Annotated in this window: 11 protein-coding genes; 5 read left to right on the forward strand and 6 right to left on the reverse strand. The window is 67.9% G+C overall.

Annotated features, from left to right (window positions below; genetic code table 11):
- The first annotated feature begins 18 nt into the window (after positions 1–18).
- Positions 19–840 (forward strand): CHAD domain-containing protein, encoded by an 822-nt coding sequence (locus M3I53_RS24830; protein ID WP_254318491.1) that lies wholly within the window; start codon positions 19–21, stop codon positions 838–840.
- Here the strand turns inward: M3I53_RS24830 and M3I53_RS24835 are convergent.
- From M3I53_RS24835 to M3I53_RS24845, 3 genes are read right to left on the reverse strand one after another with little or no spacing between them, the layout of a single operon-like run.
- The gene (locus M3I53_RS24835) at positions 837–2,405 is read right to left on the reverse strand and encodes an efflux transporter outer membrane subunit (protein WP_254318492.1); all 1,569 of its coding nucleotides are present in this window, start codon (positions 2,403–2,405) and stop codon (positions 837–839) included. The genes M3I53_RS24830 and M3I53_RS24835 overlap by 4 nt on opposite strands.
- Entirely contained in the window at positions 2,405–3,985 is a 1,581-nt protein-coding gene (locus M3I53_RS24840) for a DHA2 family efflux MFS transporter permease subunit (RefSeq protein WP_254318493.1), read from the reverse strand. Before M3I53_RS24840 ends, M3I53_RS24835 begins: the two co-directional genes overlap by 1 nt.
- Before the next feature lie 10 nt (positions 3,986–3,995).
- Positions 3,996–5,180, reverse strand: coding sequence for an HlyD family secretion protein (locus M3I53_RS24845; protein WP_254318494.1), 1,185 nt, complete (start codon positions 5,178–5,180; stop codon positions 3,996–3,998).
- Between the two features lie 251 nt (positions 5,181–5,431).
- On the opposite strand from M3I53_RS24845, the gene M3I53_RS24850 reads away from it, so the two are divergent.
- The 4 genes from M3I53_RS24850 to M3I53_RS24865 all read left to right on the forward strand — a co-directional run bounded on the left by M3I53_RS24850 (position 5,432) and on the right by M3I53_RS24865 (position 10,826).
- Entirely contained in the window at positions 5,432–7,222 is a 1,791-nt protein-coding gene (locus tag M3I53_RS24850; RefSeq protein WP_254318495.1) for a thiamine pyrophosphate-requiring protein, read from the forward strand.
- Positions 7,223–7,243: 21 nt separating this feature from the next.
- Complete coding sequence (locus tag M3I53_RS24855) at positions 7,244–8,209, forward strand: NADP-dependent oxidoreductase (protein WP_254318496.1); 966 nt, start codon at positions 7,244–7,246, stop codon at positions 8,207–8,209.
- Between the two features lie 253 nt (positions 8,210–8,462).
- A complete protein-coding gene (locus tag M3I53_RS24860) occupies positions 8,463–10,253 on the forward strand; it encodes a glycoside hydrolase family 15 protein (RefSeq protein ID WP_254318497.1) in 1,791 nt (596 codons plus the stop codon).
- A gap of 270 nt (positions 10,254–10,523) precedes the next feature.
- Positions 10,524–10,826: a hypothetical protein gene (locus tag M3I53_RS24865; protein WP_254318498.1), complete on the forward strand. Its 303-nt coding sequence runs from the start codon at positions 10,524–10,526 to the stop codon at positions 10,824–10,826.
- Positions 10,827–10,902: 76 nt separating this feature from the next.
- Here M3I53_RS24865 and M3I53_RS24870 read toward each other — a convergent pair whose 3' ends face one another.
- From M3I53_RS24870 to ctaD, 3 genes are read right to left on the reverse strand one after another with little or no spacing between them, the layout of a single operon-like run.
- A complete protein-coding gene (locus M3I53_RS24870; protein ID WP_254318499.1) occupies positions 10,903–12,213 on the reverse strand; it encodes a cytochrome c in 1,311 nt (436 codons plus the stop codon).
- Positions 12,195–12,644, reverse strand: coding sequence for a cytochrome C oxidase subunit I (locus M3I53_RS24875; protein ID WP_254318500.1), 450 nt, complete (start codon positions 12,642–12,644; stop codon positions 12,195–12,197). The genes M3I53_RS24870 and M3I53_RS24875 overlap by 19 nt, the downstream gene beginning before the upstream one ends.
- Positions 12,641–15,283 (reverse strand): cytochrome c oxidase subunit I, encoded by a 2,643-nt coding sequence (ctaD, locus tag M3I53_RS24880; protein ID WP_254318501.1) that lies wholly within the window; start codon positions 15,281–15,283, stop codon positions 12,641–12,643. Before ctaD ends, M3I53_RS24875 begins: the two co-directional genes overlap by 4 nt.

Raw genomic sequence — 15,283 nt, forward strand, 5'->3', positions numbered from 1 at the left:
ACGGGAGGGCACAAGCAAATGGACAAGCCGGCTACACGATCGAAGAACGCGCGCAGCGACGCGCAATCGCAGTTCTCGCGCTATGCGCAGCCGCTGGTGAGGGAAGCGCTTGCGCGTGTCGCCGCGCTCGACACCGAGCCGGAAACGATGCACCAGCTGCGCGTCGCGTTGCGGCGGCTGCGCACGCTGTTGTGGGCGTGGCGGCCGCTGCTCGGGCGCGCGAAGATCGAGCCGCAGCGCGCGTTTCTCAAGCGTGCGGCGGCGGCCGCGGGCGAGGTGCGCGATTGGGACATTGCCGTCGCGCTGCTCGGCACGGACGGCGCACTCGCGAACGGGCACCTTGCGCCGGTACGACAAGCGGCGCGCGAGCACGCCCGGCAGACGCTCTCTGCCGCCGATCTCAAGCACACGCTGCGCGACATGCTGCATGAGGTGAACCGCGCGTTGAACACGTCGCCGCGACGCACGCCGCTCAAGCGCCTCGCGCGCGAACGCGTGCGAGTGGCGCGGCGGTCGCTGGCCACGCGCATGCAGCGAGCGCGCCGCGCGAAACGCCGCGATTACGCCGCATGGCACGAGGTGCGCAAAGGGGCGAAGCGCCTGCGTTATCTGCTGGAGTTCTTCGGATCGATCCTGCCGCGCCGCGAAAACCGGCGCGTGAAGTCGCTCAAGAAACTTCAGGATCGTTTCGGCAAGCTAAACGATGCGGTGGCGAGCGAGCGCCTGGTCGCGCAGCATCGTGAGATCTTCCCGGACAGCGCGAAGGCCGATGCCGCGCTCTCGGCGCTGGGCCGCGAACGCAAGAAGCGGCGCAGAAAGGCGGCGAAGCTGCTCCATTAAGGCGCCGGTGAAGCAGCGGACGACGCGATCGGCCCCCCTTGCTGCCACCCGCCGCCCAGCGCCTTGTACAACGCCACGAGGTCGGTGCAGACCTGCAACTCCGCTTGCTGTGCGTTCTGCTCGGCGCTGCTCAATTGCCGCTGCGCATCGAGCACGTCGATGAACGAGACAATGCCCTTGCGATAGCTCTCCCGTGCGAGATCGAACGCGTGGCGCTGGGCTGCCGCGCTCTCGTCTAGCGAGACGAGGCGCGCCTGATCGGTGCGATAGACATCGAGCGCGTTGTTCACGTCGCGCAGCGCATCGAGCACGGTCTTGCGGTAGTCCAGCGCGGCTTCGACCTGCTGGAGCTTCGACAGTCGCAAGTTCGACACGAGCGCGCCGCCCTGGAATACGGGCAGCGAAACGCTCGGCCCCCACGACCAGAAGAGGCTCGCCCAGTGCGTGAGATCGTGCGGGGAAGTCGCGCGCGTGCCGATTTGCCCGGTAAGCGAGATGTCCGGATAGAACTGCGCCACGGCCACGCCCACGCTGGCCGTGGCCGCGTGCAGCGAAGCTTCGGCGCGGCGGATGTCGGGACGCCGGCGCGCGAGCGTGGCGGGCAGCCCGACCGGCACCGCGGGCGGCGTGCCGGGCAGTACGCCGGGCGGCGTGAGTTCCGTGTCGAGCGCGCCCGGCGCTTCGCCCACCAGCACCGCGAGCGCGTTGAGCGACTGCGCGATCTGTTGATCATATTGCGGCAGCAGCGCGTCGGTTTGCGTGCGCTCGGCGTGGGCGCGCGCTACGTCGAGTTCGCTTTCGAGGCCGTGCATCGCGGCGCTGCGCGCGAGGTCCTCGGTCTCGCGCTGCTCGGCAACGAGGTTCTGGGCCGTTGCGTGCAGCATCTGTGCGCCGCGCAGTTGCAGATACGTCTCGGCCACTTCGGCTTCCAGCGAGACCTGCGCGTCGCGTTGCGACTCGAGCGCGACATCGGCTTGGGCGTTCGCGGCTTCGACGGAGCGTCGCACGCGCCCGAAGAGGTCGAGTTCCCATGACGCGTCGAAGCCGACCTGCCACAGGTCCACGGGCGCGGTGAGTTGGTCGAGCGCGCTTTGCGCGCCGCGCTCCACGCTCGGGCCCGCACCCGGCGCGATCTGGTCGATGGGCGAGTTGGGTGCGCCGAGCGCATCGACCTTGTTGTACACGCCGGCCGATTCGAGGATGCCCTTCGCGCCCAGTTGTTCGCGCTTGTAGCTCGCGCTTGCCCGCACGTTCGGCAGACCTTGCGCGGCGGCCTGCTGGGTTCGTTCGCGCGCTTCGGCGATGCGCACGACCGCGATGTGCAGATCGGGGTTGCCGCTCAATGCGCGCCCGATCAGGGCGTCGAGCGTGGGGTCGCCGAAGCTGCGCCACCACTGCGGGTCCGGATTCGCTTCGACGGTGGGCGTCGATGCAGCGTTCGATGTGTTCGCCGTGCGTTGCATCGCATGCCAGTCGCCGGGCGCGTTTGCCTGCGGCGGCTTGAAGTCGGGGCCTACGGTGCACGCACACAGCGAAGCGGCCAGAACGATGGCGAGCGCGCGCATCAATGTCCTCCCGAACCCGACGCCTTCGCGGGCGCGAACAACAGCGCCAGCGGCGCGAAGACCATGCAGAAGCACGCGAGTATGCCGAACACGTCGATATAGGCAAGGATGGTGGCCTGCGAAACGAAGGTCTCGTAGAGGTGGCCGTTCGCGGTCTGCATCGCCTGCGCGAGCGGCGCGCCCGTGCCTTGCATGACCGTTTGCGCCTCGCGCGTGAGCGTGTCCTGATAGTTCTGCGAAAGCGGCGACATATAGGCGCAAAGATGCGCCATCCATGCCTGCGAGCGCTCGCGAATCAACGCGGTGGAAACGGAAATGCCGATCGAGCCCGCCACGTTGCGGAACATCGTGAACAGCGCCGAGGCGTCGTTATTGAGTTCCTTCGGCACCGTGAGGTACGCGAGCGTCGTGACCGGCACGAACAGAAAGCCGATGGCGAGCGACTGCGCGCTGCGCAGCTTCACGAGCGTGAGATAGTCGATATCGGGCGTGAGGGTGCGCGCGTAGATGAGCGCCACGGTGAGCATGATGAAGCCGGTCACCACGAGCATGCGCGTCTGGATATGAGGCATCAGCCGGCTGACGATGGGAATCTCCATCGTGATGAGCAGCGCGCCCGGCGAAAGCACGAGGCCCGCGAGCGTGGCGGTGTAGCCGAGCTGCTGCTGCGCGAGCTGCGGAATGATCACGGCGCTGCCATAGAGCACGGCGGCGAACGCGGCGATCATGCAGCAGCCCAGGGCGAAGTTGCGGTCGCGCAGGCAGCGCAAATCCACGACGGGATGCTTCGCGTAGATGAGCCGCAAGATCGCGCCCACGATGCCGAGCAGCGCGAGCACGGCGAAGGTGACGATGAACGGCGATGAGAACCAGTCGTCGTCCTCGCCGCGATCGAGCATGACCTGCAGGCAGCCGAGACCGAGGGCGATGAGCCCGATGCCCCAGAAGTCGACCGTGCGCCAGTTCATGCGTCGATGCGCCTCGCGTTTGACCCAGGGCGGGTCTTCCACGAGCTGGAACACGGCGAGCGTCGTGAGAACGCCGACAGGCACGTTGAGCAGGAAGACCCAGCGCCACGACACGTTGTCGGTGATCCAGCCGCCCAGCGTCGGGCCGAGCACAGGGGCGACGACAATGGCCACGGCGGAGATCGAGAACGCGCGGCCGCGCTGGCTGGGCTCGAAGGTGTCGAGGATGATGGACTGCTGGTTCGGCTGCAGGCCGCCGCCGAAGAACCCTTGCGCCACGCGGAAGATGACGAGCTGGCCGAGGCTCGTGGCGACGCCGCACAGGAACGAGCACACCGTGAACGCGACGATGCAGACCATGAAATAGCGCTTGCGTCCGAGCACGCGGCCGAAGAACGCCGAGATGGGCAACACAATGCCGTTGGCGACGAGATAGGACGTCAGCACCCAGGTGGCTTCGTCGTAGCTCGCCGACATCGTGCCGGCGATATGAGGCAGCGCGACGTTCACGATGGTCGTGTCGAGCACTTCCATGAACGCGGCGAGCGTGACCGCGATCGCGATGAGCCAGGGGTTGCCGGCGGGGCGCCAGTTGCTCTGCGAATCGCTCATGGCCGCGCCCTCAGTCCGCCAGATACACCGTAGGCACCACCGAAAGCCCGAGCGGCAGCGGCCGGTTCCCCGGCAAGCCGCTGTCGATGACGATCTTCACCGGCACGCGCTGCACGATCTTGACGAAGTTGCCCGTCGCGTTTTCGGCGGGGAACGCCGAAAAGCGCGAGCCGCTGCCGAGCTGGATGCTGTCCACGTGCCCGCGCAACTCCAGCTTCGGGTAGGCGTCCACGCTGATCTTGACCTTGTCGCCCGGACGCATGCGCGTGAGTTGGGACTCCTTGAAATTGGCGGTGATCCAGATTTGCGGCGTGACGATCGAAAAGAGCGAGGCGCCCGCCTGCAAGAACGTGCCGTACTGCACGTTGCGGCGCGTAACCCAGCCGTCGGAGGGCGCGCGCATGTCGCACCAGGCGAGATTCAGTTCCGCCGTGTCGAGCTGCGCCTCGGCCTGCGCCACCTGTTCGCGGCGGGCCTCCATGGCGGCCACGGCCTGGCGGATCTGCTGCGGCACGAGGCTCGCCGTCTTCAGCTGCGCGCGGGCGCTCATGACGCTGGCGTGCGACACGCGCTGCTGGTCGTTGGCCGTGTCGATGTTCTGCTGCGTCGTCGCGCGAGGATCGACGCCGTGCTGGCGGTCGTAGTCGGCCTGCGCGCGCGCATAGTTCGCACTGGCCGTTTCGATTTGCGCACGCGCCTGGTCGTATTGCGCGGGGTACTGCACGCGCGCGATGTCGAGCTGCGCCTGCGCCGAAAGCAACTGGGCCTTCGCGAGGCCCAGTTGCGCGCGCGCCTGGTCGACCTGGGCCGCGTAGTCGCGCCGGTCGATCTCGACCATCAGGTCGCCCTTGTGCACGTAGACGTTGTCGTCGACGTTGAGTTGCGTCACGTAGCCAGACACCTTCGGGGCGATGGTAATGGCGTTGCCGTCGGTATAAGCGTCGTCGGTGCTGACTTCGTTGCGCGTGAGGAGCCACCAGATCAACGCGCCGATGGCGATCACGAGCAGCACGATGCCGATCACGATGAGTGGCTTCTTGCCGGGACGCTTGCGGCCCTGATTGTCGTCCTTGTTGCCGCCTTTCGCGCCGTTTTTCGCGTTGTCTCTGGATTTCGCCACATCCGCACGGCGCGGTTTGCCCCGATGCGCGCGCGACCACGCGCCTACGCCGCCCGTTCCTTCTTGTTCAGCCATGCGCGGCTCCTGGCTCGCCGGTGAAATCGGCTGAATAGGGGAAGGTGTGCATGCGGGGCCCGGTGGATTGATGTCCTCGGAAAAGACAACCCCGCAGATAGCAATCGCTATGCCTATGCAGCGGGTATCGAACAAAAGGGAAACGCGCGTCGAGGCGCGAAAGCGCCAGTCTCGTCCGATGCAGGTTCGGCGTTTGCGCGCGTGATGCCAACACGGCAAACGACTCGGACCATCCGCAAGGAGAACGGCACATGGCGACCACAGTGAGCGACTTCATCATCGAGCGGCTGCACGAATGGGGCGTGCGGCGCATCTACGGCTACCCCGGCGACGGCATCAACGGCATGTTCGGCGCGCTGCAGCGCGCGCACGGCAAGATCGAATTCGTGCAGGCGCGCCACGAGGAAATGGCCGCCTTCATGGCGAGTGCGCACGCCAAGTTCACGGGCGAGCTGGGCGTGTGCATCGCCACTTCGGGGCCGGGCGCGGCGCATCTGCTCACGGGGCTCTATGACGCGCGGCTCGACCACATGCCCGTGCTCGCCATTGCGGGACAGCAGGCGCGCGCCGCGCTCGGTGCGCACTATCAGCAGGAACTCGACCTCGTCTCGATGTTCAAGGACGTGGCGGGCGCCTACGTGCAGCAGCCAAGCGTGCCGGCGCAGGTGCGCCACGTGGTGGACCGCGCGGTGCGCATCGCGCGCTCGCGGCGCACGGTTACGGCCATGGTGCTGCCCAACGACCTGCAGGAACTCGAGTACGAGCCGCCCGCGCGCAAGCACGGCACGGCGCATTCCGGCGTGGGCTACAGCGCGCCTGAGGTGGTGCCGCGCGAGGCGGACCTCAAGCGCGCGGCCGAGGTGCTAAACGCAGGCAACCGGGTGGCGATGCTCGTCGGCGCGGGCGCGATGCACGCCGGCGACGAGGTGGTCGCCGTGGCCGAGCGCCTGCACGCGGGCGTCGCGAAGGCGCTGCTCGGCAAGGCCGTGGTGCCCGACGACATTCCCTGGGTGACGGGCAGCATCGGCCTGCTCGGCACCAAGCCGACCGACGAGATGATGTCCGCATGCGACACCTTGCTGATGGTCGGTTCCGGCTTCCCCTATTCGGAATTCCTGCCGAAGGAAGGCGACGCGCGCGCGGTGCAGATCGACATCGACGCGGGCATGCTCAGCCTGCGTTATCCGATGGAAGTCAGCCTCGTGGGCGACAGCGCGGCTACGCTGCGCGCGCTTCTTCCGCTGCTCGAGCAGAAGAACGCCACGAACTGGCGCAACCGCCTCATTCATGCGGGCGAGCGCTGGCAGCGCGTGCTCGAGGAGCGCGCGAACGCGGCGACGAGCGGCAAGGTGAACCCGCAGCGCGTGGTGACCGAGCTGTCGCCGCGCCTGCCCGATGGCGCGATCGTCACGAGCGACTCGGGCTCGTGCGCGAACTGGTATGCGCGCGACCTCAAGATCCGGCGCGGCATGATGTGTTCGCTGTCGGGCGGACTCGCCTCGATGGGGGCGGCGGTCCCTTACGCCATCGCGGCGAAGTTCGCGCATCCCGAGCGGCCGGTGATCGCGCTCGTGGGCGACGGCGCCATGCAGATGAACAACATGGCCGAACTCGTGACGGTGGCGAAATACTGGCGCCAATGGTCAAGTCCCCGCTGGATCTGTTGCGTGTTCAACAACGAGGACCTGAATCAGGTCACCTGGGAGCAGCGCGTGATGCAGGGCGACGCGAAGTTCGAAGCCTCGCAGGACATTCCCAACGTGCCGTATCACCGTTTTGCGGAACTGGTGGGGCTCACGGGCATCTACGTCGACGACGCGGAGCAGTTGGGCGATGCCTGGGAGCAGGCGCTCGCCTCGCCGCGCCCCGTGGTGCTCGAAGTGAAGACCGACCCCGACGTGCCGCCGCTGCCGCCGCACGTGACGATGGAGCAGGCGCGCCATTTCGCGCGCGCGCTCATGGAAGGCGACCCGGACGAGGGCGGCATGATTGCCAACACGGCGCGTCAGGTAATGGCGAGCGTCATCCCGGGCAAGAAGTGATGCGCGCACAAGGAGCGATCGATGGACGCTGATATTCCCGAGACGATGCTCGCGTGGCGTGCGCCGCGCTTCGGCGGCCTGGAGTCGCTGTGCCAGGAGAGCCTGAGCGTGCCGGAGCCCGCGCACGGCGAAGTGCTGATCGAAGTGCAGGCCGCCGCGCTCAATCCCGTCGATCTCAAGACGCTGCAGGGCCGCTACCCGCTAGTCACGGAAGGCGACTTGCCCTACACGCTGGGCCGCGACGTGGCGGGTGTCGTGGTGAGCAGGGGCGAAGGCGCACAGGCCTGGCCGCAAGGCGCGCGCGTCTGCGCGTTCGTGGGCCAGGGGCCTGGCGCGCTCGCCGATTACGTGGTGGTCGCCGCAACCGCGCTCGCGGGCGCGCCCGCCACGTGCGCCGTGGACGCGGCGGCCGCCATTCCGCTTGCCGCGCTCACGGCGTGGCAGGGCCTATTCGATCACGGCAAGCTGCAAGGCGGCGAGCGTGTGCTGATTCAAGGCGCGAGCGGCGGCGTGGGGCGCTTCGCCGTGCAGTTCGCGCGTCATTGCGGCGCGCGCGTCGTCGCGACGGCCTCGGCGAGCGAGCGCGACGCGCTGCGGTCACTCGGCGCGAGCGAAGTCATCGACTACCACTCGCAGCGCTTCGAAGAGGAGGCGGGAGAGGTCGATCTCGTCTTCGACCTCGTCGGCGGCGAAGCCCAGGAGCGCTCGTGGCAGGTCGTCAAGAACGGCGGAGCGCTGGTCTCGACGCTGGGCGAACCTTCGCAGGCGCAAGCGAGCCGCCACGGCGCGCGCGCCACGCGCTACACCGCGCGAGCGGACGGCGCGCAGCTCGCCCATATCGTCGATCTCGTCGAGAAGGGCGCGGTGAAGGCGGAAGTGGTCGAGCGCTTCGGCTTCGACGACACGCCCAGGGGCTTCGAGCGGCTTGCGCAGGGGCATTCGCACGGCAAGCTCGTCGTGATGCGTCAGTGGCACGACGCGCTTTGATCTCGCAGCGCCGCACCCGTGCATGCATGACCCCCGATCGGACCGCGATCAACGCACGGCTACGCGCTGCGCACGCGTTTCAAGCCTTACACGTAATTGATGCAAGGTCGCGCGCGGCCGCTGCAACGCTAAAGGACGGCGTGCAGCCGTCTCAAAGGGACGCGCCCTCATTGTGCTTGCGAATTTTTCGGGAATCCGAAGTGCTTGCGCAGGTTCGGTCGCGCCCATTCGCGCGCGGATGGCGCGCAAGTCCATGACCCGAACACGCCTCATCGAAGATTACGCATTGCTTGCCGATGGCCGCAGCGCGGCGCTGCTTGCTCGCGAGGGCTCGATCGACTGGCTCTGCTGGCCGCGTTTCGACAGCGAACCCTGCTTTGCCGCGCTGCTCGGCGGCGAAGCGGATGGCCACTGGCGCCTCGCGCCCGCGGCTTCGGCGTGCCGCGCGAGCCGCAGCTACCAGCGCGACACGCTCGTGGTCGAAACCGGGTGGGAGGGCGAGCACGGCAGCGCGCGCGTAATCGACTTCATGGCGGCCGATAGCGGCGAGGCGTGCGTCATGCGCATCGTCGAAGGCGCGCACGGGAGTGTGGATATGCACATGACCATGCAGCCGCGAGGCGCCGACGGGGCCGCTGCGCCGGGCGCGACGCACGCAAGCGGCGCGGCGGCGACCCTGCACGCCGCGTGTGGCCCGATGACCTTGCGCGCGGATGTGCCGTTGCGCGTTCACGCGCAGGCTCTCGAAGCCGCGTTCACCGTGCGCGCGGGCGAGCGTTTCGCTTTCACGCTATGCCAGGGGGAGGCCGGGGGCATCGATCCGGCATCCGCCGTCATGGCGCTGCACGACACGCAGCGCCACTGGCGCCGCTGGATCGACCGTTTCGACAACGATCGCACGCTCTGGCCGCAAGCGGTGCGGCGCTCGCTGCTCACGCTCTATGCGCTGGTCTACCGCCCCGCCGGCGCGATGGTTGCCGCGCCTACCACGTCCTTGCCCGAGGCCCCGGGCGGCGAACTCAACTGGGACTACCGCTATTGCTGGCTGCGCGACGCGAGCTTCGCGGTGGAAGCGCTGCTCGAAGCAGGCTTTCACGACGAAGCGCGGGCCTGGCGCGACTGGCTGCTGCGTACGATCGGCCACGCGCGCGGACGCATTCACGTCATGTATTGCGTGGATGGCAGCCACGTGCCGCGCGAGCGCGAGGTCGACGGCCTCGCGGGCTGGCAGGGTGCGAGGCCCGTGCGCTTCGGCAATGCGGCGTCCACGCAATATCAGCCGGATGTGTTCGGCGAGGCGTTCGATTGCCTCTATCTCACGCGGCGCGCCGGCATCGTTGCGGCACAGGAGGAAGCCGAGCTCGAAGCGCGCCTGATCGGCTGGCTGCTCGATCATGGCGGCAAGCAGGGCTCGGGAATCTGGGAGACGCGTGGCTACGCACGCCACTACACGCTCTCGCGGGTCATGGGCTGGGTGGCGCTCGACCGCTTCATCAAACACTGGTGTGAAGAGGGGCCGGGCATGGGCGATCCGCTGGTGCAACGCGCATTGCAGATGCGCAAGGCCCTGCACGAAGAGATTTGCGAACGCGGCTGGGACGCCCGGCGCGGCGCCTTCGTGCGCGGTTACGGCGAACAAGCGCTCGATGCGAGCGTGCTCCTCATGCCGCTGGTGGGCTTCATGCGCGCCGACGAGCCGCGCATGTCGGCCACCATCGACGCGATTCGCGCGGAGCTGGGCGAAGGCGGCCTGATTCGACGCTGGCGGCGCGGCGCAGACGAAGCGCCCGACGAAGGCACCTTCCTCGCGTGCTCGTGCTGGATGGCAGACTGTCTCTACCTGCGCGGCGACCAGGAAGAGGCCGTCGCCCAGTTCGAGCGCGTGCTCGCCGTTGCCAACGACGTCGGTTTGCTCGCGGAAGAATACGACGTGGGCGCGCAAAGGCTGGCGGGCAATTTTCCGCAGGCGCTGAGTCATCTGGCCGTGGTCAAGACGGCGATGCTGCTGAGCGGATCGGCGAAAGGCCATCGCCGCGCCAGGTGAGTCAGCGCGAGCGCACAGTTGTGCTCATCGCTCGATCGACCACGATGCTTCGCCGTGCACCTGCGCCAGGAGCGGGGAAAGTGCGGTTTCCACAGCGTCGCCGCCGGCATCGCCCATAGCGACCCAAATACGCGCAAGCCGCATGCCCTGGCGCTACGGCGCACGTCGGCGGGTGTGGCACACGTTGTGCGGGACGAAGGGCTCGCGCGCGGGTGGTGTTCAACATGGCCGCCCGTTTTTCCATCCAGACGATGACGAGGAAAGCCAACCATGAAGTCACGACACTATTTCATTTCTGCACTCGCGGGCGTGACGCTTGCCGCATCGGGTCTCGCGCTCGCACAGGGTTCGGGCGGCGGCGGCAGCAGCGGCTCGAGTCCAGGCGCTGCAACCGGCGGCGCGAGCGACGCGTATCCGGCGCAGACTCAGGGTGCCGACCAGAATCCTTCGGGTACCGGCACGACACACAAGTCAACCCATCACAAGAAGCACACGAAGGCGATGTCCAAACCGATGAACGACACGACCAACACCCCAGGCGCGGACGCAAGCAGCGACACCAAGGGGCAATAGAGTCGTCAGGCCGCCCCTGAGCCGCGTGGCGCGCGGTCCTTCCCGAGCGCGCGCCATGCATCTTTTACAGGCGAGCTCAACGGTGGATCGCGCCGCGCAGCCGCGTGACTTCGGCGGCCGCGATGGGCGGGGCGTTGTTGCCCCATGCGCCGCGCACGAAGCTCGCCACCTGGGCGACTTCGCTGTCGGTGAACTGCGTGCGGAACGCGGGCATCTTGCGCGGCGTGCCGCCGTTGCTCGTTTGCGGACTCTGGCTGCCTTCGACGATGAGGCGCAGCACGCTGGTCGCGTCGGACGATAGCGCGAGCGAACTGCCCGCGAGCGGGGGTGCCTTGTCGGGTTTGCCGGCACCGTCGGCGCCGTGGCATCTCGCGCAGTACGAAAGATAGAGGCCGGCGCCAGGACGCTCCGGCGTGCCGGCGTGCAGCGCCGCCATGGTCGAGGCGCGCGCGGCGGCGGAATCGGCATACTGGCCGCTCGCCTCGCGTGCGGGCAGCGACTTCAGATAAGTGGCGATGGCGCGCAGATCGTCGTCGCCAAGGTATTGCGTGCTCGCGCCCACCACGGGCGCCATGGCGCCGAACGCATAGGCGCGATCGTTGTGGCCGTCTCGCAGGAACGCGGCGATGTCGTCGGCGCTCCAGCGGCCCAGGCCGCTGCCGGGGTCGCCCGTGAGATTCGGCGCGTACCAGTGGTCGTTCATGCCGCCCGTGAGGTAGAGCGGGCTGCTTTGCGTGTAGCCCATTTCGTTGTAGGCGGGCCCGCGCGGCGTGTGGCACGCGCCGCAGTGGCCGAGACCTTGCACGAGCCACGCGCCGCGATTCCCCTGTGCGGACTGCGCGGGGTCTGGCTCGAAGCGGCCATGTTGTGCGAACGCGATACGCCAGAACATCATCACCCAGCGCTGGTTGAACGGAAACGGCAGATGCGTTTGCGGCGCGGCATTCGGCACCGGCTTCACGCCATACATGAAGTACTGATAGAGCGCGTTCACGTCGCTCGCCGCCAGCGCCGAAAACGACGGATAGGGCATCGCCGGATAGAGCCGCTTGCCGCCACGCGCTTCGCCGCGCTGCAAGGCCGCGGCGAACTGCGCGGGCGTGTAGTCGCCGATGCCGTGCACGGGGTCGGGCGTGATGTTGCTGGCGTAGATGGGACCGAACGGCGAATTCACGGCGAGGCCGCCCGCGAAAGGCTCACGTTTGGCGGAATCGTGGCACGAGGCGCAATCGCCCGCTTTCGCGAGCTTTTCGCCGAGCGCGATCTGGGCGGCATCGGGCGGCGGTTTCGTGTTCGCGAACGGCTCGTCGCGGTGGCACCCGGCGAGCAGCACGAGGGCGAGCAAAACGCTCGAACAGGCGCGCGCATTCATCGCAATGCCCCGCATAGCCGTTCGAGCGGCAACGCGAACAGCACCGATGTCGTGAACACGAGCGCGATCGTGAATGCCACGGCGACGGCGGCGCTGCTCCACGCGAGAAAGCGGAAGGTGTCGCGCTGCGGCGTGTTGACGGCGGCGCTATCGCGCCACGTGCGCCACGCCAGCAGCGCGCCGGTGAGCGCCAGCGCGAACGCGGCGGCGGAGACGAGCGCAAGCGTCCAGTGCACGACCTGCCAAGGCTCGCCATTGCGTTGCGGCACGCCACCCGCGCAGGCGGTGGCCGCGAGCGTCTGGCAGAACAGCACGTGCGCCGCCCAGATGGCCGGCACGCCAAAAATGCCGTACCACACGGCGATATGCTGCCGGAGCGTGGGCCGGACGCGCGCGGGCACGGGCGCTGGCGGGGCCGGCGGCGCGGGAGCGGCGGATCGCATCATCGGCCTCGCATCCAGTAAGGCGACAGATAGAGCACGGAGAAGATGAAGAGCCACACCACATCGACGAAGTGCCAGTACAGGCCGCCGATCGTGAGCGCCGCATCGCGTCTGCCGTCGAAATAGCCGCGCGCGATCCAGAACGCGAGCGCGGCGAGCATCAGCACGCCCGCCATCACGTGGGCCATGTGAAAGCCCGTAATCGTGAAGTACAGCGAACCATACAGATTCGTCGCGAGCCCATAGGGCCGGTCGTGCCATTCGAAGAACTGGATCGTGACGAACGCGACGCCGAGCGCAATGCCGACGATCATCGACCAGAACGCGGGCCACGAGCGCGCGCGCCGCACGAACGCGCCCGAGAGCCATACGAACACGCTGCTCGCGAGCAGCAGCGCCGTGTTCAGTCCGCTCATGCCGAGCTTGGGCAGGCCTTCGGGCGGCCAGGGCTGCGCGCTCTGCGAAGCGAGATAGAGGTACGAAAAAAGCAGATAGCCGAACAGCGCCGTTTCCGTCACGACGAGCGTGAGCACGCCCCACCAGCCGCCCGCATGTTCGCCGGCGCTGCCAACGGGCAGGGCGAGGGTTTCGTCCTCACTGCGGATCGGGGCCGTCTCGGCGACTTTACCGGGGGGCGTCGTGGCTTGCGGCGCGAACGGCTCGCGCTGACCGAGCGAGCGCCGCGGCCACATCCATGAGAGCAGCGCGAGCCCGCACGCGAGCCCGGCGAGCGCGGTGAACGAGGTCGAATGGAACAGCAGCCCGACGAACACGAGCGTCGAGGCCACGCCCAGCACGAAGGGCGCGTAGGTGTCCTCGGGCATCTTCAGGATCACGTCGGGTTCGCCCCCGAGCGGCGTGACGCCGAGCGCCTCGCGTCCGCGATGGAGCAGGTAGCCGGGGCGCGGTACATTTGCATCGGGCTGCCAGAGCGGGTCTCGCGAGCGCACGCTCGGCAGGATGGCGAAGTTGTACGGAGGCGGCGGCGAGGAGGTCGCCCATTCGAGCCCCGCCGCGTTCCACGGGTTCGCGCTCGCGCGAGCGCCGCGCCGCGCGCTCACGAGCGCATTGCCGATGAACATCGCGATGCCGATGGCGAACACGAACGCGCCGATGCTCGTGAGCAGGTTGGCCGTGTCCCAGCCCATGCCTTCAGGGTAGGTATAGATGCGCCGCGGCATGCCGAGGAGCCCGGAGATATGCATCGGAAAGAAGCCCAGATTGAAGCCGACGAAGGTGACCCAGAAGGTCCACTTGCCGAAGCGCTCGTGCATGAGCCGTCCGGTGAACTTGGGGAACCAGTACGTGAGGCCGCCCAGCACCGGAAAGACGTTGATACCGAGCAGCACGTAGTGGAGGTGGGCCACGACGAAGTAGGTGTCGGTGAGCTGCCAGTCGAGCGGCACGGCGGCCGTCATCACGCCCGAAACGCCGCCCACGGTGAACATCAGCACGAAGCCCGCGAAGTAGTAGAACGGCGTCTTGAACACGGGCTTGCCGGTCCAGATCGTGGCGATCCACGCGAACACGGCAATCGCGCTCGGCACGGAAATCACCATGCTCGCCGCGCCGAAGAAGGCCAGCGCGAGCGGCGGCAGGCCGGTGGCGAACATGTGATGGAGCCACACTTCGAAGCCCACGAGCATGGTCGCGACGGTTGAGAGCGCAACGGCCGCGTAGGCGACGATCGGGCGGCGGCAGAACGTGGGCAGCGCGTCGGACACGATGCCCATGGCGGGCAGCACGACCACATAGACCCACGGGTGCGCGAAGATCCAGAAGAGGTGTTGCCACAGCAGGGGACGCCCGTCGGCGGTGGTGTCGAAGAAGTGTGAGCCCGCGTTGCGGTCGAGCCAGAGCATGAGGAACGCGAGGCTCACGGAGGGCACGGCGAGCAGATTGGCGGCCGAAGCCGTGAGCGTGCCCCAGACGAGAATCGGCAGACGCGCCACCGACATGCCGCTCGCGCGCATGCGCAGGAACGTGATGACGAAGTTCCCCGCGCCCACCGTGGTGGAAATGCCGAGCAGCACCATGCCGAGCGCGTAGACGTCGATGTTCGGCCCAGGGTCGTAGGCGGCCGTGGAAAGCGGCACGTAGTTGAACCAGCCCGCATTGGCGCCCTGTCCCGCGGGAAAGCTCGCGTAGAGCAGAATGCCCGCGCCGAGAAAGACCCAGTATGAGAGCGCGTTCAGGCGCGGGAACGCCATGTCGCGCGAGCCGAGCACGAGCGGCCACAGGTAGTTCGAAAAGCCGCTCAGCACGGGGAGCGCGTAGAGAAAGATCATCGTGACGCCGTGCATCGTGAAGAGCTGGTCGTATTGCTCGGGCGTGAGCAGCGTTTCGTTGGGGCGCGCTAGCTGCGCGCGCATGATGAGCGCCTCCACGCCGCCCAGCACGAGGAACACGAACGCCGTGACGAGGTAGCGGAGGCCGATGGTCTTGTGATCCACCGTGGAGAGCCAGCCGCGCCAGCCGGGGCGGGTTTCCCAGATCTCCTCGAGGCGGCGCAAGGTGGCTTCATCGAGCGGCGCCGTGCCCGTTTCCGGCACGCGCGAGAGGCGCCCGGCACGCGGACGGCGCGGTACCGTCGCGCTGGCGGGACGGTCGGAGGCTGCAGGAGAAGCTGGGATATCGTTCAT

It is taken from the genome of Paraburkholderia sp. CNPSo 3272 (assembly GCF_024206495.1).
Lineage (GTDB): Bacteria > Pseudomonadota > Gammaproteobacteria > Burkholderiales > Burkholderiaceae > Paraburkholderia.